Below are 22,249 nucleotides of genomic sequence, written 5' to 3'. Positions count from 1 at the left end.
TCTTCTTGGGCGCTCCAGATTTCAGCCTGTCACATTACCAGATGACTCTCATCACAGACGTTTCCTCTGAATCGCTGTGCAATTAGCGCGCTTCGTCATGGCACTTTAGTGCCGACCCTCAGTGTCTCCGCTATGTTTCGCGGCCGCGCCCAAAAAAACTTCAGGAGGAAACCCATGGTTCGCGCAGTCGGTTATGCAGTTCTCTTCGCCTTGCTTCTAGGGCTGACACCGGCATTCGCTCAAACGGCTCCCGCAGATCTCAGCTTCTCCGCAGTTCCTCTGGAACCCGAAGCGGCGCAAGCTCTGCGTGCACAGGGAAAGAAAATCAAGATTCCGTTTCCCAACAGTCTCAACGAGGGGAACAAGTTCAATCCGCCGGGCTTCGTGATGGGCCAGCTAAGCACCGATCCGCAACAGAAAGTGCTGGTCATCTTTGTCAACTTCACAACCCCGCCGCCAGGCGGGCCCACAGACCGGCTCGACCTCAGTTATTTCGACGATATGTTATTCGGCACTGTGTATGACCCGCCGGAGTATGCTGCCTACCCTGAACATCCCACCGATCGCACTCTCAAGAACTACTACCATGCAGTATCGTACGGCACAGTAGACGTAATTACTCTCGACATGCCCAGCACACAGGGATGGGCTCAGACCGGACATCCGTACGACTACTACTGCAAGGCTGATGGCATCCACGACAACGCATTTGGTTACTATCCCAACAATGCTCAGGGGATTGTGATTGATGCGGTGAAGGCCCTCGATCCCGTGGTCGATTTCTCGCAGTATGCGGTTGAGGGCGTTGTCCCAAATCTCTTTGTTGTGTACGCCGGAACTGGCGCCGAGTGGAGCGGCGATCCCGGCCTGATTTGGTCGCACAGCTGGAGCCTGAGTTCGGCGGTTGGCCAGGGCGGCTATATGACAGAAGACGGCGTCAAGGTGAACCGATACGCAATGATGCCGGAAGTCGGCGGCAACCTGACCGGCTACTACGGTCCGGTGACCGGGCCGTATCCGCCCACGGTTGGCGTATACGCACACGAGTACGGACATGTTCTCGGCCTGCCCGATCAGTACGACTACGGATACGAGTCTGACGGTACGGGGATTTACAGCCTCATGGCTGGCGGAAGTTGGAACCGGTATCCCAACGAGCGGATTTTCAACGGCAACTCGCCCGCTTTTCTCGACGCGTGGAGCCGCTACCGTCTTGGATTCGTTGCTCCAACCGTCATCAACGATCCAACCTCGGTCACGATTCGCCCCGCGGAGTCTTTCCCCGATGTCTACAAAATGATCGTGCCGTACTCAGACGGGAAGGAGTACTTTCTGTTCGAAAATCGTCAGCAGATCGGATTCGATCAGGGGCTGGCTCGGTTCGGTCCTCACGGGCTGGCGATCTATCACGTAGACGAGACAGTCTTCAGCCGCAACTACAGCCGTCCCAACGAGGCGGAAAACTGGAAGGAATTCCGCTCACTCGGGTGGCAGAAAGCGTGGACAGGCGAAACTCACTACGCGATTTCGCTCATTCAGGCCGACGATCAGTGGCACCTGGAGCACTACTACTACGGCGGCTTCGCAGCGGATCTCTACCCCGGAAGTCTGAATGTGACCAGTTTCGGAAACAAAACTTTCCCGAACAGCAGTAATTACTACTTCTGGGCAGGATCGAGTCCGAAGTTCGGTTATTCCGGAGTGACGGCAAGAAACATCACCGAAACCGACGGCAACATTAATGCCAATATGTTGTTCGAGCCTTGGACTTCTGCCGGTAAATAATCTGGCGACGTCAAGACCTCGGGCCTCCTGCAAAGGAGGCCCGATTTGTGCGAATTATGCGCATACTCCGGCACGTACCAAGATCCGGGGGCGCAGTCTGTGAAACTGCGAGGGTTAGAAAACGGTGTGGCTCAACTCTCCCGGAAACGGGCTTTCTATATTTGACGTGGACTTGTTTTTATCTTTCCCCCAGGTCCAATACATTCCTACGTAGGCGTAGTTCTCGGTTTGTCCGGCGACGGAGTGACCGTAGGCAAACAAGAACTGTTCGCCGCGATGATGTTTGAAATGGTAGTAGCCGCCGAAATCGATCATGGCGGATGACCCGTATGCCGGCGTGGGACCTGCGCGGCCGTGCGCGAAGACTTCGCCGCCGAGTTGCAGTTGCTCGTTCAACTTCTTCACCAGCAGCCATCCGGTATAGGGGAAGTTGCGGGCGCCGGTTTGGGGCACGACCTCGTATCCGCCGCCGCCGTCGAACAGCCAGCTCCCGAAGTTCTTTTGCATCCAGATGGGCAACCTGTACCAGACTTTGCCGACACCGAGTCCTTTGTTCGAGTTGCCGGTGGGCATCTCGAACATGGTGAAGCTGCCGATCTGGGGCATGTGCTTGCCTTCCTTGATGAAGGCGATCTTCGCGCCCAGTTCCATGTCGGTCAGGCCGAATTCGATGGGCCCGGTCCCGTTGGGGTAGTAGATGGGATTGTTGAGCGGCGCCGCTATGCCCCAGGGCAGAATTGCGTGGAGTTGCACGCGAGGAATGGCTCCCCAGTTGAATTCGAAGGCGGGCCCCACGGAGTTCATCTCGACCGGCGTGCCGTCGGCGGAACCGAAGATGTAGAACTCGTAATGATGGAGTTCGACGGGGACGGGGTCGTCGGTCTGGAAGGGTGGCCCCTGCGCCCACAGTCGTGGGGCGGCGAGAGTCAGCAGAAAGAACAAAGAGGTGGTGAGAGGTTTCATCCACGGTCTCTGATGCTCAAGAGTGCCCTGGGGTGGCAGAGTAGTTGCTGGGCTGGTAACATTCCCTGTTTCTCAAACAAGCTCGACTCCTACGTGTCGTCTGTTGACGCAGGGCGGTCCGTTCCGTGTGACTAGATGAACGTTAAAGATAAAGTCGATTTTCAGGGTTCGCTGCTGGTTCGAAATTTCAGGAAAGATTATCCGGTTGCGGTTCGGGGCGAGGGCGTTTGGATCTGGGACGCCGCGAGGAAGCGCTACCTGGATTTCTCGGGCAGCTCCGCGGTCAACCTGATTGGGCATGGCGACCGTGAGATTGCGGAAGCCGTTGCGGGACAGATTGCAAAGCTGGAGTTTGTGCACAGCTCGCAGTTCGTGACGGATGTCTCCCTGGAATTCGCGAACGAAGTTCTGCAATTCGCCGGACCGGGCTTCGAGGGCGGCGCCGTTTTCTTCACCAGCGGCGGCTCTGAGGCGGTGGAGAGCGCGCTGAAACTGGCCCGGCAGTACCAGGTGGAGATTGGGCAGATCCAGCGCAATCGCCTGCTCAGCCGGCGGCAGTCGTACCATGGCGCGACGTTTGGGGCGATGACCGTGTCGGGGAACCGGAAGCGTCGCGAGATGTACTTGCCCATGCTGCGCGCGTACGAGCAGGTGAACACTCCCTATTGTTATCGCTGCCAATACGGGGGGGACGACTGCGCCGCCAAGTATGCTGCTGAGGTAGAGCGCGAACTGGAGCGAACAGGGAAGGATACGGCGGCGTTCATTTTCGAACCGGTGAGCGGCGCGACGCTGGGCGCGGTTGCACCGCCAGATGGTTACTTGAAGCGTGTCACAGATGCGTGCCGCGCGCACGGCGTTCTGACGATTGCTGACGAGGTAATGACTGGATTCTGTCGAACGGGAGCGAATTTCGCTTGCGCGCACTGGAACACTGTGTCGGACATCATCGTGGCGGGAAAAGGGGTTTCCAGCGGATACGCGCCGCTGGGTGCGGTGATCGCAAGCCGGAAAGTGGTCGACGCGATTCGAAACGGTTCCGGCAATCTCGTACACGGTTTTACCTACAACGCGCATCCGCCGTCGCTGGCGGCAGGACGGAGTGTTCTGGCGCGGCTGCAGCACGACGAGTTTGCCGCCAACGCAAAGGAAGCAGCCCATGCATTGGGGAAGTCTCTGCGCCAGCTTGCGGCGAGGCCGAGTGTTGGGGATGTTCGGGGTATTGGGCTGCTGTGGGGAGTGGAGTTCGTGGTGGACAAGGCAAGCAGGCGGCCGTACGCGCCGGGCAAGCAGTTCGCAGCAAAAGTGGCGGCGGCAGCGGCTCGTCTCGACGTGATGACCTATCCGATGCAGGGGTGCGTCGATGGTATTACCGGCGATCATCTGCTGATCGCGCCGCCAGCGGTGATCAAGCGCGAAGAGATTGAGTTCGCGGTAGAGCAGATAGGCCGGGCGGTCGAGGAAACGACGAATTCCTGTAGATAGATTCGGTCGAAGGTTCATTCAGCAGAAAGAGGTGCTCTCGTGAGAATCCCAGGTCGAGTAGTGTCCCGTGTGGTAGTTGTCGCCGTCATTGCGGTGCTCTCGTTGCCACTTTTGACCGGGCAATCGAAAAACGAAGCTCGCCTGATGGGATTTTCCGCTGAGGGCAGCGAGCATGAGTTGTCGATCGAGTCGCAACTGAACGCGCTCGTATCGGCAGAAAGTGCGCGCACGTTTCATCGCTACTTCACGAGCGAACCTCACCCGGCCGGAACCGAACAGGATCACAAGGTCGCGGAGTACATCGCGGACACGTGGCGCAAGCAGGGGATCGAGGACGTCACGATTCGTCAGTACGACGTGCTGAGCATGCTGCCGCGGGAGATTGCGGTCGACATGGTCAGTCCGGTGGTCTATCGCGCTGGTCTGCGCGAAGATGCTTACCCGCAGGATCCGGACACGAGCAACCCGGCGGTGCGCGGGGCATGGCTCAGCATGTCGGCTTCGGGCGAGGTGACGGCACCGATTGTGTATGCGCACAGCGGCAATCCGGAAGACTACGAAGTGCTGAAGAAGGCCGGGATCGACGTTCGCGGGAAGATCGTCCTGGTCCGCTACTCGAACCCTTACAGCTATCGCGGATTCAAGGCGCTGACGGCGCAACGTATGGGGGCGGCGGCCATCCTCATTTATTCCGACCCCGAGGAAGATGGCTACAAGAAGGGGAAGGTATATCCGGACGGGCCGTGGGGGCCGGAGAGCCATTTCCAGCGAGGATCGATCACCTACGACTTCATCGTGCCGGGCGATCCGCTGACGCCGGGGTGGGCCTCGGTGCCGGGGGCAAAGCGGATTCCGATGAAGGGGGCGCGATCGCTCCCGGGGATAATGGCGGTTCCGCTTTCGTGGAAGGACGCCAAGCCGTTGCTGGTGAACATGGGCGGGCCGAAGGCGCCGAAGTCGTGGCGCGGCGGTCTGCCGATCACCTATCGGCTGGGCGGTCAGGCGAAAGTTCACGTCAAGGTCGACATGGACACGCGAACGATGCCTTACTACAACGTTGAGGGGCGGATTCGCGGGGCGAAGAACCCGGATCAGATGATCGTCCTCGGAAATCATCACGACGCGTGGGAATTCGGCGCGGTGGATCCGAGCAGCGGGACTGCTTCGCTGATGGAGTTGACGCGCGTGCTGGGAACACTGTTACAGAAGGGGATCCGGCCGGACCGGACGCTCGTCTTCTGCAGTTGGGATGGCGAGGAAGTTGGGTTGACGGGTTCGACCGAGTGGGGAGAGCAGTTCGAGGACAATTTGAAGAAGAACGCCGTGGCGTATATCAATGTCGATTCGTCGACTTCGGGACCGGACTTTGACGGCAGCGCGGTGGGTTCGCTCGCGCCGATGCTGCTGGAAGCGACGCGATCGTTCCAGGATCCCGCGACCGGAAAGAGCTTGTACGAGGCGTGGAAGAGTTATGTCGAGCGCACGCGGAAGACCGAGAAAGACAAGCAACCGGTTACGGACGCGAACATGGTCAACGTGCGGATTGGAAGCGGCTCGGACCACACCGTTTTTCTCAATCATGATGGAGTGCCCGTCATTGGCCTGCAATTCGATGGGCCGTACGGCGTTTATCATTCGGTTTACGATGACTTCTTCTGGATGAATCACTTCGGCGATCCCGGTTACAGGTATCACGCACTGATGTCGAAGCTTTGGGGCGCCGTAGCGTTGCGACTGGCGAATGCTGACACGCTGCCATTTGATTTCTCGGCGTATGCGGGCGATCTGCGAGATTTCGTGCAGGAAGTGACGAAAAAGCCGGGAGCGAAGGAGCACCTGCAATTCGCGGACCTAATGCAGAAGATCGACGAGTTCGAGGCAGCCGGCAAGAGCCTGAAGGAAGTGGGCGGGCAAAGCGGATTGTCTCCGGACGAGGTGAAGCAGATCAATGCGGCGATCATGGAGGTGGAGAGGAACTGGCTGAATCCGGATGGCATTCCCGGGCGGCCGTGGTTCAAGCACGAACTCTATGCCGCGCGGTACACGTACGCGCACCTGGAGTTGCCGGGAATCACAGAAGCGGTGGAAGCTGCTGATTGGAAGACGGCGCAGCAGCAGATCGATATCTTGAAGGCGGCAACGGCGAAGAACGCCGAGCTGCTGGCGGGAGTGGTAAAGACTACCAAGACCTCGGAGGAAGTTGGGGGCCGGAAATAGCTGCCTGCAAGTGAGGCGGCAGCCGTCATTCTCAATACCTGAGCGGAATTGTTCTTTTAATGTACAATGCTGGACACCGATGAGGGTGAACTGTGAGACGGCGCCGATCCAATTGTGCCCACCTTCAAACCGATAAGTTCGGCCGTTGCGAAAACTGCGGTGCCATGCTCGCCAAGTGGAGCCGAGAGGACTTGGAGTGTGTGACGCTCATCAGGGCAGAAGCGGCGCAACGTGCAACCGAATCGCGAGTTATCAGGCATGAGCCTGAACAAAGCAAACCGACGCATTGATCTGCGCTTCGGTGCTTTCCCGCCGGTAATTCCTGAAGATTGATGTTTGGCATCTCGCCCGTCTAGAATTTCACCATGTCAAACGCGACGCTCTCTTACGAAGAAATCAAGGAAAAGGTCTCCGCAACAGCTTCGACAGCCGCCACTTCAGAGCAGTTGATGACGCAGGTCGTGGCGATCCTTCACCAGAATCTCCTTAAATACAACTGGGTGGGCTTCTACATGTTGAACGAAGCTGGAGACATGCTGCATCTGGGGCCATTTGAGGGTGCGATGACACCGCACGTGGCGATTCCGCTAAACGAGGGAATCTGCGGGGCGGCGGCCTCCAGCGGCCACACCGTCGTGGTCGACGATGTGAATTCCGATCCGCGCTACCTGGCGTGCTCAATCGAGACGAAATCGGAAATCGTCGTCCCGGTGTATGCGCACAGAAAGGTCGTCGGCGAACTGGATATCGACTCGCACTTCAAGGCAGCATTCACGCCGGAAGACCGGGAATTGTGCGAGGCGTGCGCGGAAGTCGTGGGCAAGTTCATCGAGAGACACCCGTAGTCAGAGTGCCGGGACCAACCCACTCAAGCCAACAGAACGCTTGAATGGGGCACCCGTTTCGCTGGTAATCTAGTGCAATGCTGACGATGCGACCGATTGGATATGTGAGCAGTCCGTACAAGACCACGAGCGATGTTCCGCGCGGGCTGGGTGCAAAGCAGGAAGCGTTGGGAGAGTTGAAGATTCTCTCGGAATTCGAGCCGGGATTGGCGGACATCGAGGGCTTCTCGCATCTTTATGTCATCTGGGCCTTTGATCGCTCTGAAGGATTCCAGTTGAAGGGAAAGCCGCCGACCGATAACCGAGAGCATGGAGTGTTCGCGACGCGCTCACCGTACAGGCCGAACCCCATCGGCTTGACGGTGGTGGAGTTGCTCGGTCGCGAGGGGACGGCGCTGAAGGTCAAAGGTGTCGATATGCTGGATGGAACGCCGATCCTGGATATCAAGCCGTACCTGTCGAGCATTCCGATGGATAAGTTGCGGAGAGGGTGGCTGGCGGAAGCGGAGGAAAGGAATCGTTAGAACCTGTTCACCACTGAGGCTCAGAGACGCAGAAAGTAAGTTATAAAATCAATGAGCAAAGGCGCGGAATTAAATTCCGTGCCTTTGCTTTTGCAGCTATGCCCAAAAACTCTGTGCCTCTGCGTCTCTGTGGTGAATTGGCTTCAGCTGGTAAACGCCAGTGTCAAGAGTGTCTTTTGTTCCAGTTCATGCGCTTTGGCCGAGCCGGTTGAGGGGCTTGCGGCGGCGGCGCGTTTGATGGAGCGGATGGGTTTGCCGAGCAACAAGCGGCGGAGTTTCGGCACGACGAAGCTGAGCGCACCCATGTTGGCCGGTTCTTCCTGCACCCAGACGAGTTCAGTGGCGTTCGGGTAAGACTTCATCATGTCGCGAATCTCGTTCTCCGGGAAGGGGTAGAACTGGTCGAGGAAGCAGATAGCGGTTTCGGAGTCGCCGCGGCGCTTGCGCTCGACCTGGAGTTCGTGACCGATCTTGCCGGTGCAGAGCAGCACGCGGCTTGCCGCCGGAACCGTATGATCGACAACAACAGGCTCGAAGCGCGGCTTTGTGAATTCGTCGATCGGACTGGCGGCTTCCGGGTGACGCAACATGCTCTTCGGCGTGAAGACGATGAGCGGCTTGCGCCAGCGTCGCATGGCCTGGCGGCGCAGCAGGTGGAAGTACTGCGCGGCCGTTGAGGCCTGCGTCACCTGCATGTTGTCTCGAGCGCAGAGCTGTAAGTAACGTTCAATGCGCGCGCTGGAGTGCTCCGGTCCCTGGCCTTCGTGACCGTGCGGCAGCAGCAGCACTAGCCCGCTGAGCAATCCCCACTTCTCTTCGCTGGCGCTGATGAACTGGTCGATGACGATTTGTCCGCCGTTGGCGAAGTCGCCGAACTGCGCCTCCCAGAGCACTAGCGCTTCGGGATAGTCGCGACTGTAACCGTATTCGAAGCCCATCACGCCGGCTTCGGAGAGTTCAGAGTTGTAGATCTCGACGCGCGCCTGGTTGGGCGCGAGATGGCAAAGTGGAACGTATTCGCGCTCGTTCTGGATGTCGATGAGCGCGGAGTGGCGCTGGTTGAAGGTGCCGCGCCGCGAGTCCTGTCCGCTCAGGCGAATGGGCGTGCCCTGGAGCGCAAGAGACGCGAACGCCAGAGCTTCGCCCATGCCGAAGTCGATGGGGCGCTTGCCCTGCGCCATTTCGAGGCGCTGTTCAAGAAGCTTCTTCACCTTGGGGTGAATGTGGAATTCGGCCGGATAGCTGGTAAGTTTCTGGCCGAGATCGGCGATCTCTTCACGCGTCAGCCCCGTATTGACTTCGAGGCCTGGCAGGTAGGGCCCTCCCTTGTACTTGTCCCAGTAGCCCGGAAGGTCGTAGAGGTTCGGCTTCTTGACCATCGCGGCTGCGTCCTGCTTGGCCTGGCTCATCTCCGCGCGAACCTCGGCGACCTTCGCCGTGACATCTTCGCCGAGTTCCTTGGCGTAGATCTCGTAGAGCGGCGGATGCTCCTTGATGCGTGCGTACATGATCGGCTGCGTGATCGTCGGATCGTCGATTTCAGAATGGCCGTGACGACGGTAGCCAATGAGGTCGATCACTACATCGGAGCCGAACGTGTAGCGATACTCAATGGCGAGTTTGGCGAGGCGCACGACCGCTTCCGGATCTTCGGCGTTGACGTGGAAGATGGGAATGGGCAAACGCTTCGCAAGATCGCTGGAGAAGCGCGACGAGTTGTACTCGCCCGGGTTCGTGGTGAAACCGAGCAGGTTGTTGATAATGATGTTGATGGTGCCGCCGACGGTGTATCCGCGCAGCGTGGCCAGGTTGAGCGTTTCCGCCCAGATGCCCTGGCCTGCGAACGCCGAGTCGCCGTGCATGACGATGAGCAGCGTCTGCTTTTTTCCCTGCTCGCCGCGCCGGGTTTGTTTGGCGCGCACGCGTCCCATGGCGACAGGATCGACGGCTTCGAGGTGGCTGGGGTTCGACACAAGATGGATCCGCACCTGGCGGCCTTCATAGTCGTGGTAGCCGGTGGCGCCCATGTGATATTTCACATCACCGCCACCGAGCACCGAGCGCGGATCGACATCTTCAAAGTTGGAATAGATTTCGGCAGCAGGACGTCCCACAATGTCCCATACGACCGTCAGGCGTCCGCGATGGCTCATGGCCATGACGCATTCTTCGGCACCAAGATGAGCGGCCGACTTCAATGCCTCATCGAGCAGCGGAATGAGTGAGGTGTTGCCTTCGAGAGAGAAGCGCTTCGTGCCGATGTACAGGGTCTGTAGCATCTGCTCGAAGATGTCGGCTTCCACGAGCTTATCGAGGATTTCCTTGCGATTGACCGGCGATGGCGCACCCTCGAGCCGCTCGATGATCCAACGGCGACGTTCAGGGTCTGGAATATGCATGAACTCGGCGCCAAGGGTTCCGCAATAGATGGCACGCGCGGCTTCAGCGTGCTCGCCTTCGATCTGAAGGTCGGGATGCTTGAGCGGCTGGAAGTGGCCGAGCGGATCGAGATTGGCCTCGAGATAACCCCAGCGACGAAAAAGGTCGAAGATGCGCTCGCGTTGTTCTACTTCAGAACTGGTTTCGGCAGACGGAAAGGCCTGGGCCGGCAAGATGAGCTCCTCAAAATGCGAATGATGACGTAATCCCCACGTAAGAGAATATCAAGAATCGGCGGGCGCTAACAGAAGGGCAAACCGCAGATTTGGTGGGGGTTAACCTCAATATAAGGATGACGGAAGATGCCCCGGGGATGCGGAAAGTAGCCGCGCCTGTGCGTTTGGCGGCATGTGGATTTCTGACCTTGACGCCGATGGGCGGTGAGGACTACTGTCTTGCGGTCATTCGCGGCTCCTCCTCATTCGGTCTCAAAGGAGGCGAACCATGATCTCTCGCATCATCACTTGTACAATCGACCCTGGCCGCGTCAATGAATTCCGGTCCGCGCTGAACAGCGACTTCCTGCCACGCATTCAGTCGCAGCGTGGGTTCATTGACAACATCGAATCGCTCGATCCGAACACGGGCCAGTTCTGTTGCATCACTTTGTGGAGTTCGCAGGCCGATGTCGAGAACTACGACAGCGGACTGTTCCAGGAAGTTGCGGTGTCGCTCGGTCCGCTGATGCAAGGCAATCCCAGCGTGCAGACTCTGCCGGTGGAGAACTCGTCGATACACGGAGTATCGGCGGGGAAAGCGGCGGCGTAAAGACAAACGTTCGTTAACTCAGGTACCAGACACAGCCCCACAGCAGTCAGAGTGGGGCTTCCCTGTCTTTGGCGAAGGAATTGGTAATTTCGTAATTTGAATTGATAATTTTGGTGCTAATTCCGTTCGCTTCTACAAATCACCAATTTTCAATCTTCCCCAACTTTGCTCCAGACGCCCAGCAATGCGGCTGTGGCAGCGGTCATGTCAGGAGCGGAGGAGATCGCGGAGATTACGGCGGCACCCGCTACGCCAATGTTGATGATCTGTGGGAGATTAGATTCGGTGATGCCGCCGATGGCAACGATGGGGATGCGAATGTCGCGGCAGATGCGGGCAAGTTCGTCGAGGCCGATGGGAGGAGTGGCGTCGGCTTTGCTCGGCGTGGGAAAGATGGGGCCGACTCCGAGGTAGTCGGCGCCGGAACTTGCGAGCGAGATGGCTTCAGAGTAGTCGGTGGCGGAAATGCCGATAATCATGCCGGGGCAAGAGATGCGTTTGACTTCCGCGAAGGCAAGGTCGTGCTGGCCGACGTGAACGCCATCGGCGCCGATGGCGAGAGCGACTTCAACGCGATCGTTAATGATGAGCAGCGCGTTGTGTTTTCGCGTGAGTTGCAGGAGTCTTTGTGCGATGGCCGCGAATTCTTCGTCGCTGATTTCTTTGTCGCGAAATTGAATGATCCGAGCACCGCCGGCGAGCGCGGCAAGGGCGACGTCTTCGTGGGTGCGTCCGAGATGCGGAACGCTGGCCGTGATGATGTATACACGCAGGTCGAGCGGGTTCATTCGACGATCTCGATGCGTGCGCCTTCAGCGAGCGCTTCGGGAGTGAGGTTGGCCAGGGCGTCATAGAGTTGCGCGTGAAAGGTGCCGGGGCCTTTCGAATTGCGCACGGCGATTTCGCCGGCGAGACCAAAGACGGCTAGGGCGGCGGTCGCTGCAAGGAAGCAGTCCGCTTCGATGGCTGCGAAACAGGCGGTGATGGACGTCGACATGCAGCCGGTGCCCGTGACGCGACCCATCATCGGATGGCCGTTGGAGATCCGTGCGAAACGTGCTCCGTTGGAGACGATATCGACGGCTCCGGTGATCGCAGCTACGCAGTGATTCTTCTGCGCAAGAGTTCGGGCGACGGTTTCCGGGTCGGTTCCGGTCTCGTGAGAGTCAACGCCGGCGATCTTCGCTTCGAAACCCACGAGGGTAGCGAGTTCTGCGAGATTGCCGCGGATGATTGAGATTTTCAGATCAGAGAGAAGACGCCGAGCGCTTTCGGTGCGGAGCTGGGTCGCACCGGCACCCACAGGGTCGAGAACGATCGGAATGTCGAGTTCGTTGGCACGACGGCCGGCGATCAGCATCGACTCAACCTGTTCAGGCGTAAGCGTTCCGATGTTGAGGACGAGTGCGCCAGCGGCAGCGACCATCTCTGCAACTTCTTCTTTGGCGTGCGCCATCACGGGAGCGCCTCCGGCGCAGAGCGTGATGTTTGCCGTTTCGTTCATCACGACGAAGTTAGTGATGTGATGGATTAGGGGTCGGCGCTGGCGGAGGCGAGTGAGGAGGTCGGCGGCGGATTGAGCGGGTGTGGGCATGGCTCGTTTTCCGAATACTTCAGTATTCACGAAGAGCGGCGGAAGCTCAATGATCAGGCTGAGACGAGTTTTCCGGTGTAGATTGCCATGCCGACGACGGCGTCGACGCCGCGCGCGTTCAATTGCTTGACCTCTTCCATCGATCTAATTCCACCGGCGACGATGATGCGACGCTTCGTGGCCGACTGCAGTTCCGGCAGAACGCCCATCGGGAAGCCGGACATGGTGCCCTCGGTGTCGATATGGGTGTAGAGGAAGGCGCCGCAGTACGATTCGGTCTCGCGCATCATCTGCGCTGGGGTGAGGTCGGTGGCTTGCTTCCACCCGTGAATGGATACTTTTCCGGCGCGGGAATCGACGGCGAAGATGAGGCGCGCGGCTGCGGCGGCGTGGGCGAATGATTTCGCCGCGTCGAGATCAACGCGGCCTTCACGCTGGAGCGAGGAGCCGATGATCACTTTCTTGGCCCCGGCGCGAAAGAGTGCCTGCGCGTCCTGCGGGGTGCGGATCCCGCCGCCGACCTGGCAGGGAATGCGCTCGCAGATGTGGCCGATCAGATCGCGGTTGGAGCCCTGGCGCATGGCGGCATCGAGATCGATGAGTTGGACGAGGGGGTACGGACGGAAACGCTCGATCCACTCGTCGACGTTTTCGTACTCCAGCGCTTTCGTCGCGCCCTGCACGAGTTGCACGACTTTCCCGCCCATGAGGTCGATGGATGGGATCAGCATGGGAGCCTCACGGGAATTCCTTGCTCGCGCAGGTATTGCTTGAGTTCGCGCACGTCGTGAATGCCGAAGTGGAAGATGCTGGCGGCGAGCGCGGCATCGGCGCAGCCCTCGCGAAACACATCGCAGAAATGCGCGGCGTTGCCGGCCCCACCGGAAGCGATCACGGGAATCGACACAGTGCTGGCGACCGCAGCGGTGAGTTCGCAGTCGAAGCCGATGCGAGTGCCGTCGCGATCCATCGACGTCAGCATGATCTCGCCGGCGCCGCGATCCTCCACTTCTCTTGCCCACTGGATGGTTTTGAGGCCGGTCGCCTTACGTCCGCCTGAAACGTAGACTTCGGATTCCCTTGGCGCTTTCTCACCCCGGCGAGCGTCGATGGCGAGCACCACAGCCTGCGAACCGAATCGTTCGGCGATTTCGGTGATGAGTTCAGCCCGGGCGACCGCAGCGGAATTCATTGTGATTTTGTCGGCGCCGGCGTCGAAAAGAGCGGCAGCATCGGAGAGCGAGCGCACGCCTCCGCCGACGGTGAATGGAACGAAGAGCTCTCGGGCGGTGCGACGAACGGCGTCGAGCAGGATTGGGCGTTCTTCGTGCGTGGCGGTGATGTCGAGGAGCACGACTTCGTCGGCGCCGGAGGCGGCGTGACGGTGTGCGAGTTCGGCGGGATCGCCGGCATCGACGAGATCGACGAACTGCACCCCTTTGACGACACGGCCTTGGTTGACGTCGAGGCAGGCGATGATGCGCTTCGTCAGCATGCCGCCTCGCAGAAGTTCTTCAGGATCTGAATTCCGGCGGCCCCGGATTTCTCCGGGTGGAACTGCACGCCGAAGACGTTGTCGCGCTCGACGGCGGCGGCGAAGGGAGTGCCGTAAAGAGTCGTCGCAACCACACCTGCTGCAACCGGAGCACGATAGGAATGGGTGAAGTAAACGAAAGCATTTCGGGGAATGCCGCGAAAGAGTGTCGACTCATCGCGGACTTCAAAATCGTTCCAGCCGACATGCGGTGATTTCACTCCGGTGGGGAAGTGCTCGCACATGCCTTCGAAGAGACCGAGACCGGGGACGTCAGGCGCTTCTGTGCTTCCGGCGAAAAGCCACTGCATGCCGACGCAGATACCAAGAAAGGGAATGCCCTCGCGAATCGAATCAGAAATCGCTGCGCGGAGGCCAGAGTCTTGCAAGCGCTGCATGGTACTGAAGTGGCCAACGCCGGGGAGAATGACGCGCTCGGCGCGACGGACGACTTCGGGATCGTCGGTGATCTGCGAGTCGAAACCGAGATGCGCGATCGCCTTTTGCACCGAGGCGAGGTTGGCCGCTTTGTAATCGACCACTGCGATCATAGAAGCCCTTTCGTGCTCGGCAGCATCGCCGCAAGTCGCTGGTCGCGGGCGCAGGCGAAGCGTAGGGCGCGGGCGAAGGCCTTGAACAGCGATTCGATCTTGTGGTGGTTGGAGCGGCCATACATCACCTTGAGGTGAACGTTGGCGCGAGCCCCACGGGCAAAGCCTTCGAAGAAGTCGTAGACGAGTTCGGTCTGGAGATCGCCGACGAGGCGCACCCGAACTTTTGTGTCGACGGCGCACGATGTGCGGCCGCCGAGATCAATGGCCGCGATGCCGAGCGTTTCGTCCATCGGCATCAGGAAGTATCCGGCGCGAAGGATTCCTTTCTTGTCGCCGAGAGCGCGATCGAAGGCTTCACCGAGAGCGATACCGACGTCTTCCACGGTGTGGTGCTGATCCACATCGAGGTCGCCCTTGCAGGAGAGCGTCAGGTCGAAGGCGCCGTGACGCGTGAAGAGTTCCAACATGTGATCGAAGAAGCGGATTCCGGTCGAAATCTCGTACCGGCCCTTGCCATCAATGTTGAGCGCGAGCGAAATCTTTGTCTCATTAGTGTTGCGAGCAAGCGAAGCTTTTCTCATCGGGAGGCCTCGGCGGAACTGGGTTTCCAGCCGATGGCGTCGACTGCGCCGCGGAGTTCTCGCAGAAGACGGTTTGTCTGGTCATTGGTCCCGACGGTGATTCGGACGCAGCCTTCGCATCCGGGATCGCTGTTGCGGTCGCGAACCAGAATGCCCTGTGCGCGCATGGCTTCGATGAAGGGCTTACGGAATTTGCCAAAGCGGGCGAGAACGAAGTTCGCCTGGCTGGGCCAGTACTGGATACCAAGTTGCTCGAGTTCGTTTTCGAGGCGGCGACGACCAGCGCGGACTTCGGCGGAGTATCCGGCTACGTATTCGCGGTCTGCTAGAGCTTCCGGCAGGCAGGCGAGTGCGACGCCATTGACGTTGTACGGCGAGCTGACGCGGCGCACGAGTTTCATCTGCGTGGCGCTTCCGGCGAGCACACCGACACGGAATCCGGCGAGGCCGTAGGCTTTGGAGAATGTACGCGCGATGAACAGATTGTCGTACTTGCCGATCAGATCCATCAGCGTTTGGCCGTAGAACTCGAAATAGGCTTCATCGATGAGCACGGCGGCGTTGGGCGCTTCTTCAATAACGTCGATCAAGCGTTCGCGAGAGACAACCTTGCCCGTCGGGTTGTTGGGATTCGCTATGGCAATGAGTCTGGTCTTCCCGCTGATCGAAGTGAGCGCGGCGGCGGTGGGGAATTCGAAGTCTTTCGCCGCGCAGATGGCGAACACATCGGCCCCGGTAGCCCGGGCATAGATCTCGTACATGGAAAACGTCGGCACGACAATAAGAGATTCGTCGCCGGGTTCGAGATAGGTTTCGCAGACGAGGTGGATGGCTTCGTCGACGCCGTTGGTGAGTAGCACTTGATCGCGGTTGAGGCCGAGGAATTCGGCGGCGATGGCCTCGACGGGTTCGCGCTCCGGATACCTGCTGAGCACGTCGCCGTTGATGCGCGAGAGCGACTCGAGAACACGAGGTGAGCAACCGCTGGAGTTCTCGTTGAAGTCGAGGCGGAGTCCGGTGCGGCCACCGAGCGGAGGGTGATATTCCTTCAAGTTCTGGACGACGTTACGGGCGGTCAGCATGTCATAGCCTCACGCGCACGGACTCTGCGTGCGCCTTTAAACCCTCGGCTTCGGCGAGCAGGGTGACGGTCGGTGCGATCTTCTTCAGCGCGGCCTTCGAGACTTCCTGCACGGTGATGATCTTGAGGTAGTCGAGCACGCTCAGGCCGCCACGATAACGCGCCGCACCGCCGGTGGGAAGCGTGTGGTTGGGGCCGGAAGCATAGTCGCCGAGCGATTGAGGAGAATATTGTCCGACAAAAACCGATCCGGCGTTGAAGACGAACTTCGCATCGGCCTCGGGAACCGTGATGTGTTCGGGGGCAATTGCATTGGCCCAGCCGAGCGCTTCTTCGCGGTCGGGAATGACAAGAGTGACGGCGTTGCGGCGCAGCGATTCACGTGCGACCAGATTCTTCTTCGACATCTCCCCGCAGGCGTTGGCTACCTGTTTCGCCAACTTGCGATTGCTCGTGATGAAAACAACAAGAGTGTCGGGATCGTGTTCGGCTTGCGCGACCAGGTCGGCGGCGTAGAAGTTCGGATCGCCTTCGTGAGCAAGCACGATGGCTTCCGTCGGGCCAGCCAGCATATCAATCGCGCAGTCGAACGCAACGAGCTTTTTCGCGGCCGTGACATAGGAGTTGCCCGGGCCGACGATCTTTTTCACGCGTGGAATGACCGGGTCCTCATCTTTTCCCGCTAAACCATAGGCAAAGGCGGCGATGGCTTGCGCGCCGCCGATGCGGTAGAAGTGCTTGATGCCGAGCAGCGCGGCGGCGGCGAGCGTCTGCGGTGCGGGTCTGGGAGAAGCGACTTGGATGTGTGGAACTCCGGCGATCTGCGCAGGGATGACCGTCATCAGCAGCGACGAGGGCAGGGGGTAGCGTCCGCCAGGGACGTAGCAACCGACAGAGTCGATGGGGACGACGGACTGGCCGACTTTGAGTCCGGGTTCGATCTCGCGCAGCCACGATTCGGGCTTCTGCCACTCGGCGAAGCGACGGATGTTCGCTGCTGCGCGCTCGAGGGCAGTAATGAAATCCGGTGAGACGGAATCGAGGGCACCCTGCAACTCTTCTTCGGAGACGCGAAGAGGCTGCTTTTTTCCCAAGCCGTCGAACTTCTCGGCGTAGGCGCGAAGTTTGCGCTCGCCGCCTTCGCGAACGTCGCGGACGATGCGCTCGACGGTGCGTTCGAGTTTCGGATCGCGTTCGGCGCCGCGATCGATGAGGTTCCTGGCCGCATAATCAAGCGCCTTCTGACGTTCGAGGACGCGCATTACATCACCACCTTGTTGAGCGGATATTCGACAATCCCAGTGCCGCCCGCTTGCTTCAGGCGTGGGATGATATCGCGAACAGTGTTTTCTTCGAGAATGGTGTTGACGGCGACCCACTGCGGATCGCTCAACGGCGACACGGTAGGGCTGTTGAGCGCAGGGAGAACCGAGAGAACATCCGGCAAACTTTTCGTTTCGACGTTCAGCATAAGCCCGACACGGCCCTGCGCGGAGATGGCACCCTGTAGCAGGAGTGAGATGTTTTCGATTTTGCGGCGCTTCCACTCGTCTTGCCATGCGCGCGTGTTGGCGATGAGCTGGGTGTTGGATTCGAGGATGGTTTCGACGATACGCAGGCGGTTGGCTTTGAGCGAGCTGCCGGTCTCGGTCACTTCGACGATGGCGTCGGCGAGAATGGGCGGCTTGACCTCGGTTGCACCCCAGGAAAACTCTACCTGCACAGGGATATTCTTCGACGCGAAGTAGTTTTTCGTCACCTGTACGAGCTCAGTGGCGATGACTTTTCCGGAGAGATCCTCCGGTCGCTTCACGGGTGAATCTTCCGGGACCGCGAGAACCCAACGAACTTTCGCGCGCGACTGTTTCGCATAAACGAGATCGCAGACGGGAAAGACCTCGAGACCGCTTTCGGCGACCCAGTCGAGGCCGGTGAGTCCGGCGTCGAGAGCGCCGTGCTCCACGTATCGTGCCATTTCCTGGGCGCGAATCAACATGCATTCGACCTCGGGGTCGTCGGTGGTCGGGAAGTAGGAGCGGCCATTGGCGTAGATCTTGAAACCAGCGGCGGCAAAAAGCGCGATGGTGGCGTCCTGAAGGCTGCCCTTGGGAATGCCGAGGCGAACGTTCATTGCGACACCTCGGCGGAGAAGTCGATGGGCCGGGTGAAACAGGAGCGCGTACCTTCGTGGCAGACCAGGCCGTCGCCCTCGACGCGGACTTTGACGAGAACGGTGTCCTGGTCGCAGTCGGTGGCGGCGGAGACGAGTTTGAGGCGGTTGCCGCTAGTCTCGCCCTTGGTCCAGAGCTTGTTGCGGGTGCGGCTGTAAAAGGTCACATAGCCGGTGCGCAGAGTGGTGTCGAAGGCCTCGCGGTTCATGAAGCCCACCATGAGGATGTCACCATTATCGGCGTCCTGCACAATGGCGGGCGCAAGGCCCTGCATTTTGTCGAAGTCGAGTTGCATGTTCTTCTCCGTGCCGGCGAGGCGCCGGCGCTCCAATCGCGTTACTGGACCGAGGGCGAGGCAGCGGGAAAAACGAATGGCCCGCTGTGCTCGATCGCATCAGCGGGCCAGGAACTTGGGATGATTTCTCTTTATCCGCAGGCCTGCGCCGACACGATCGCCGCGTGGTGATGGTGATGATGGCGATGGGCCAGCGAAGTCTGCATGATGGTCCTTATCATAGGGGCGTGTGATAAGGAGTGTCAAACCTTTCCTATACATTTCTTTACGCCAAACAGGGTATTCGAAGCGTATATCAGGTCATAAGCGTCGATAATGGAGAGAAATGTCCGAGTCCAATGATCTGGCTGTCCGAGCCGTTGATGTGGTCCGGCAGTACCGAATGGGGGCCTCGCTGATCCGCGCCGCCGATGGGGTGAACCTGACGGTTGGGCGCCGGGAGTTTGTTGCGCTGCTCGGCGCTTCGGGGTCTGGGAAATCCACATTGCTCAACCTGATTGCCGGGCTCGACCGCCCGACCGGAGGCGCCATTTACGTGCTAGGCCGCGACCTGGCGAAGCTGTCCTCGCAGGAACTGGCGCGCTATCGGCGCGAAACGGTCGGGATGATCTTTCAATCCTTCAACCTGATCCCGACCATGACGCTCGAGGAGAACGTCGAACTGCCATTGCGGTTTGCCGAAGTCGATCGCGGCGAGCGGGCGAACCGGATCAGGGAGGCGCTCGAGAGAGTGGATCTGATCAAACGCCTTGGACACCGCCCGCCGGAGCTCTCCGGCGGAGAACAGCAACGGGTTGCGATCGCGCGAGCGCTGGTGAATCGTCCCGCGCTGTTGCTGGCCGACGAGCCGACGGGGAACCTGGACAGCCACACGGGAACGGAAATCATGACGCTGTTGCGCGAATTGAATCGCACACTTGGCATGACGGTGATCATGGTGACGCACGAGCGGGCACTGGCGGATGAGTATGCCAGCCGGTCGATTCACCTGGCTGACGGACGCGTGGTCGAGGGGGTGCCGGCATGAAGGGCTACGATCTGTTCGAAATGGCCTCGCGAAATTTGCGTGAGTCGAAGCTGCGGAATGGGCTGACGACAATGGGGATTGCCGTAGGAGTGGCTTCGCTGGTGGCGATGCTTTCGCTGGGGGTTGGACTGCAGCAGCTTGCAAATTCCAAGGTCGCCAAGTCGGGACTCTTCGACACCGTGTTCGTCACCTCGCCGAGGGAGTTCGACGATCACGAACATGACAACGAGAAAAAGCAACCGGAGCAGAACCGCATTGTCGATGAGGCTGCACGGCAGGAGATCGCGAAGATTCCCAACGTGGTAGAGGTTGCGCCCGAAATCCGGGTAATGACGGACATCCGGTACAAGGACAAGTCGTACCCGGCCTTCATGGGGGCGCTGCCGGAGTCGGCCAAGGGCGGCGATGCCTTCGACAACATGCAGGGTAAGTTCTTCAGCTCGCCGACGGCGAAAGAAGCGATCCTGCAGAAGGACTTTGCCAAGACGCTGGAGCCTGACAATCCGAACGCGATGATCGGGAAGGAGATCGTGCTGCGCTATGCGGAGCGGCACGCAGCGGAAGACAAGGGGGATGCGGCATCGTCATCGACTGACGAGTTCTCGTTCTCCGTGGTACGGAAAGAGCAACCGCTGAAGGTGGTAGGAATCATCGACCAGGAACCCTTCGGCGGCATGCGGATGATCTCGCGTGCGCGATTGTTCCTGCCGACGCAGATGGCAGATTCGCTGAACATGGTGCAGTTCTCCGACGTGCGTGCGGCGGCGAATGCGGATTCAAACAAGGGCGGCAAGACGTATTCCATGTTAACCGTGAAGGTTTCGAGTGCGGGGAAAGTCGAGCAGGTGCAGGAGGCGATCAAGAAGCTCGGCTTGCGAACCTATTCGATCCTTGACGCGAGCAAGAGTCTGCGGAAGTTTTTTGGGATCTTCGACATGTTCCTTGGCGTCTTTGGATCACTGGCGCTGGCGGTGGCATCGCTGGCCATCGTGAATACGCTGGTTATGGCGGTGCTGGAGCGGCGTCGCGAAATCGGGATCATGAAATCATTAGGCGCCGACGATGGGGACGTAAAGAAGCTCTTCTTCGCCGAAGCTGGCGTGATGGGCCTAGTGGGCGGCGTGCTTGGGGTCGGGTTGGGGTGGCTCATGGGCCGAGTGATCAACTTTGGCACGACGTTTTATATGCGGCGCAACAACATGAGCCCGGAAGACTTCTGGGCGGTTCCTTGGTGGCTGATCGGCTGGGTGATTCTCTTCGCGGTTGGCCTCAGCCTGATTGCGGCTCTGTACCCAGCGTCACGAGCGGCGAAACTGGATCCGATACAGGCGCTGAGATACGAGTAATCGTGCCATCGGGCGATCGTGCCATCGTGCCATTGAAAATCGGAAATCGGGTAGTCTTGTAAACGAAGCGGCTAATCACGAGGAATAGAGAGCTGAAGACGGGGAAACTAATGCGCGTGCTGATCATCGCAATTGCGGTGATCTTTTCTTTTGTTCCAGCGCACGCGGCTTCGCGGGTCGATTGCGGCCGCATTCAGAGCGCGATTCTGCATCGGGCGGTGCCGTATTGCGTGATGCTGCCGCCGAGTTATGACCAGGACAAGACGCGGAAGTTTCCGGTCGTCTACTATCTGCATGGGCTGGGCGATAACGAGCAGTCGCTGATCAATGCCGGCGGGTGGAATATTTATGACGACCTGCTGTCGCAAAAGAAGGTCGATGAGTTCCTGATCGTCACGCCGTACGGGTACCAGTCTTTTTTTATCAATTCGCGAGACGGGAAGTTTCGGTACGAGGACTTCTTCCTGCGCGAGTTCATGCCGCAGATTGAGAAGAAGTACCGGGTGAAGCCGGGGCGGGCATCGCACGGGATCATGGGCATCTCGATGGGCGGCTTCGGGGCACTGCATTACGCGTTCAAGTATCCGCAAAAGTTCGCTGCCGTGAGCACCCATATGGCGGCCCTGATGGATGTATTACCGAAGAATATCGGCGACACGCCCGAGGGCAAGATGATGGGTACCATCTTCGGATCGCCGATCGACGAGAAGTACTACCAGGCCAACAATCCGCTGAGCCTGGCGCGCATGGCGCCCGTGGGGGAACTGCGGTCGATGAAGATCTACTTCGACGTCGGCGACCACGATCACTACGGGTTCAACGTCGGCAACGCGGAGCTCGACCGGATTCTGAAACAACGCAAGGTGCTGCACGAGTTTCATATCTTTCCCGGCGGACACGATATGGCGTTCGTGCTGCAACACTTCGCGGCATCGCTGGAGTGGCAGGCGAAAGCGCTGAAGTAGACGGCAAAACCGGTAAACGGCAAAACTGAAGACACGCGCTTTTCAGTTTTGCCATTCTTCCCTTTGCCGTTTAGC

22 protein-coding genes are annotated in these 22,249 nt (G+C 59.3%); 10 read left to right on the top strand and 12 right to left on the bottom strand.

What is annotated here, in order from left to right; translation table 11 throughout:
• Nucleotides 1–174 precede the first annotated feature (174 nt).
• Nucleotides 175–1,785 carry a M6 family metalloprotease domain-containing protein gene (locus ROO76_12260; protein ID MDT8068928.1) on the top strand — a complete coding sequence of 537 codons (1,611 nt, stop codon included), beginning with the start codon at nt 175–177 and terminating at the stop codon, nt 1,783–1,785.
• Nucleotides 1,786–1,899: 114 nt separating this feature from the next.
• Here the strand turns inward: ROO76_12260 and ROO76_12255 are convergent, their stop codons facing one another.
• Nucleotides 1,900–2,748: a hypothetical protein gene (locus ROO76_12255; protein ID MDT8068927.1), complete on the bottom strand. Its 849-nt coding sequence runs from the start codon at nt 2,746–2,748 to the stop codon at nt 1,900–1,902.
• A gap of 135 nt (nt 2,749–2,883) precedes the next feature.
• Here ROO76_12255 and ROO76_12250 point away from each other — a divergent pair, with 135 nt between their 5' ends.
• The 4 genes from ROO76_12250 to tsaA all read left to right on the top strand — a co-directional run bounded on the left by ROO76_12250 (nt 2,884) and on the right by tsaA (nt 7,819).
• Nucleotides 2,884–4,233, top strand: coding sequence for an aminotransferase class III-fold pyridoxal phosphate-dependent enzyme (locus tag ROO76_12250; protein MDT8068926.1), 1,350 nt, complete (start codon nt 2,884–2,886; stop codon nt 4,231–4,233).
• 60 nt (nt 4,234–4,293) lie between these two features.
• A complete protein-coding gene (locus ROO76_12245; protein ID MDT8068925.1) occupies nt 4,294–6,450 on the top strand; it encodes a M28 family metallopeptidase in 2,157 nt (718 codons plus the stop codon).
• A 365-nt stretch (nt 6,451–6,815) separates the two neighbouring features.
• Entirely contained in the window at nt 6,816–7,295 is a 480-nt protein-coding gene (locus tag ROO76_12240; protein MDT8068924.1) for a GAF domain-containing protein, read from the top strand.
• Between the two features lie 86 nt (nt 7,296–7,381).
• Nucleotides 7,382–7,819: a tRNA (N6-threonylcarbamoyladenosine(37)-N6)-methyltransferase TrmO gene (gene tsaA, locus ROO76_12235; protein ID MDT8068923.1), complete on the top strand. Its 438-nt coding sequence runs from the start codon at nt 7,382–7,384 to the stop codon at nt 7,817–7,819.
• Nucleotides 7,820–7,962: 143 nt separating this feature from the next.
• On the opposite strand, the gene ROO76_12230 is transcribed toward tsaA, so the two are convergent.
• Entirely contained in the window at nt 7,963–10,431 is a 2,469-nt protein-coding gene (locus tag ROO76_12230; protein ID MDT8068922.1) for a 2-oxoglutarate dehydrogenase E1 component, read from the bottom strand.
• Nucleotides 10,432–10,702: 271 nt separating this feature from the next.
• Here ROO76_12230 and ROO76_12225 point away from each other — a divergent pair, with 271 nt between their 5' ends.
• Nucleotides 10,703–11,026, top strand: coding sequence for a hypothetical protein (locus ROO76_12225; GenBank protein MDT8068921.1), 324 nt, complete (start codon nt 10,703–10,705; stop codon nt 11,024–11,026).
• A 149-nt stretch (nt 11,027–11,175) separates the two neighbouring features.
• Here the strand turns inward: ROO76_12225 and thiE are convergent, their stop codons facing one another.
• The 10 genes from thiE to hisI are packed head-to-tail and all read right to left on the bottom strand — an operon-like array spanning nt 11,176 to nt 18,836.
• Nucleotides 11,176–11,814, bottom strand: coding sequence for a thiamine phosphate synthase (thiE, locus tag ROO76_12220; GenBank protein ID MDT8068920.1), 639 nt, complete (start codon nt 11,812–11,814; stop codon nt 11,176–11,178).
• Nucleotides 11,811–12,620, bottom strand: coding sequence for a hydroxyethylthiazole kinase (thiM, locus tag ROO76_12215; protein MDT8068919.1), 810 nt, complete (start codon nt 12,618–12,620; stop codon nt 11,811–11,813). The genes thiE and thiM overlap by 4 nt, the downstream gene beginning before the upstream one ends.
• A 53-nt stretch (nt 12,621–12,673) precedes the next feature.
• Nucleotides 12,674–13,351: a HisA/HisF-related TIM barrel protein gene (locus ROO76_12210; protein MDT8068918.1), complete on the bottom strand. Its 678-nt coding sequence runs from the start codon at nt 13,349–13,351 to the stop codon at nt 12,674–12,676.
• A complete protein-coding gene (hisF, locus tag ROO76_12205) occupies nt 13,345–14,115 on the bottom strand; it encodes an imidazole glycerol phosphate synthase subunit HisF (protein MDT8068917.1) in 771 nt (256 codons plus the stop codon). The genes ROO76_12210 and hisF overlap by 7 nt, the downstream gene beginning before the upstream one ends.
• Nucleotides 14,109–14,705 (bottom strand): imidazole glycerol phosphate synthase subunit HisH, encoded by a 597-nt coding sequence (gene hisH, locus ROO76_12200; GenBank protein ID MDT8068916.1) that lies wholly within the window; start codon nt 14,703–14,705, stop codon nt 14,109–14,111. The genes hisF and hisH overlap by 7 nt, the downstream gene beginning before the upstream one ends.
• Complete coding sequence (gene hisB, locus ROO76_12195) at nt 14,702–15,289, bottom strand: imidazoleglycerol-phosphate dehydratase HisB (protein MDT8068915.1); 588 nt, start codon at nt 15,287–15,289, stop codon at nt 14,702–14,704. The genes hisH and hisB overlap by 4 nt, the downstream gene beginning before the upstream one ends.
• Nucleotides 15,286–16,371, bottom strand: a complete 1,086-nt coding sequence (hisC, locus tag ROO76_12190) for a histidinol-phosphate transaminase (GenBank protein MDT8068914.1) — start codon at nt 16,369–16,371, stop codon at nt 15,286–15,288. Before hisC ends, hisB begins: the two co-directional genes overlap by 4 nt.
• A 1-nt stretch (nt 16,372) precedes the next feature.
• Entirely contained in the window at nt 16,373–17,632 is a 1,260-nt protein-coding gene (hisD, locus tag ROO76_12185; protein MDT8068913.1) for a histidinol dehydrogenase, read from the bottom strand.
• Nucleotides 17,632–18,501 (bottom strand): ATP phosphoribosyltransferase, encoded by an 870-nt coding sequence (hisG, locus tag ROO76_12180; GenBank protein MDT8068912.1) that lies wholly within the window; start codon nt 18,499–18,501, stop codon nt 17,632–17,634. The genes hisD and hisG overlap by 1 nt, the downstream gene beginning before the upstream one ends.
• Entirely contained in the window at nt 18,498–18,836 is a 339-nt protein-coding gene (gene hisI, locus ROO76_12175; GenBank protein ID MDT8068911.1) for a phosphoribosyl-AMP cyclohydrolase, read from the bottom strand. Before hisI ends, hisG begins: the two co-directional genes overlap by 4 nt.
• Here hisI and ROO76_12170 point away from each other — a divergent pair.
• The 4 genes from ROO76_12170 to ROO76_12155 all read left to right on the top strand — a co-directional run bounded on the left by ROO76_12170 (nt 18,831) and on the right by ROO76_12155 (nt 22,174).
• The gene (locus ROO76_12170) at nt 18,831–19,007 is read left to right on the top strand and encodes a hypothetical protein (GenBank protein MDT8068910.1); all 177 of its coding nucleotides are present in this window, start codon (nt 18,831–18,833) and stop codon (nt 19,005–19,007) included. The genes hisI and ROO76_12170 overlap by 6 nt on opposite strands.
• A 154-nt stretch (nt 19,008–19,161) precedes the next feature.
• Entirely contained in the window at nt 19,162–19,863 is a 702-nt protein-coding gene (locus ROO76_12165; GenBank protein MDT8068909.1) for an ABC transporter ATP-binding protein, read from the top strand.
• A complete protein-coding gene (locus tag ROO76_12160) occupies nt 19,860–21,209 on the top strand; it encodes an ABC transporter permease (GenBank protein MDT8068908.1) in 1,350 nt (449 codons plus the stop codon). Before ROO76_12165 ends, ROO76_12160 begins: the two co-directional genes overlap by 4 nt.
• 110 nt (nt 21,210–21,319) lie before the next feature.
• Nucleotides 21,320–22,174 (top strand): alpha/beta hydrolase-fold protein, encoded by an 855-nt coding sequence (locus ROO76_12155; protein MDT8068907.1) that lies wholly within the window; start codon nt 21,320–21,322, stop codon nt 22,172–22,174.
• Nucleotides 22,175–22,249 lie beyond the last annotated feature (75 nt).

It is taken from the genome of Terriglobia bacterium (assembly GCA_032252755.1).
Lineage (GTDB): Bacteria > Acidobacteriota > Terriglobia > Terriglobales > Acidobacteriaceae > JAVUPY01.
This window is presented reverse-complemented; position numbering and strand designations above follow the sequence as displayed.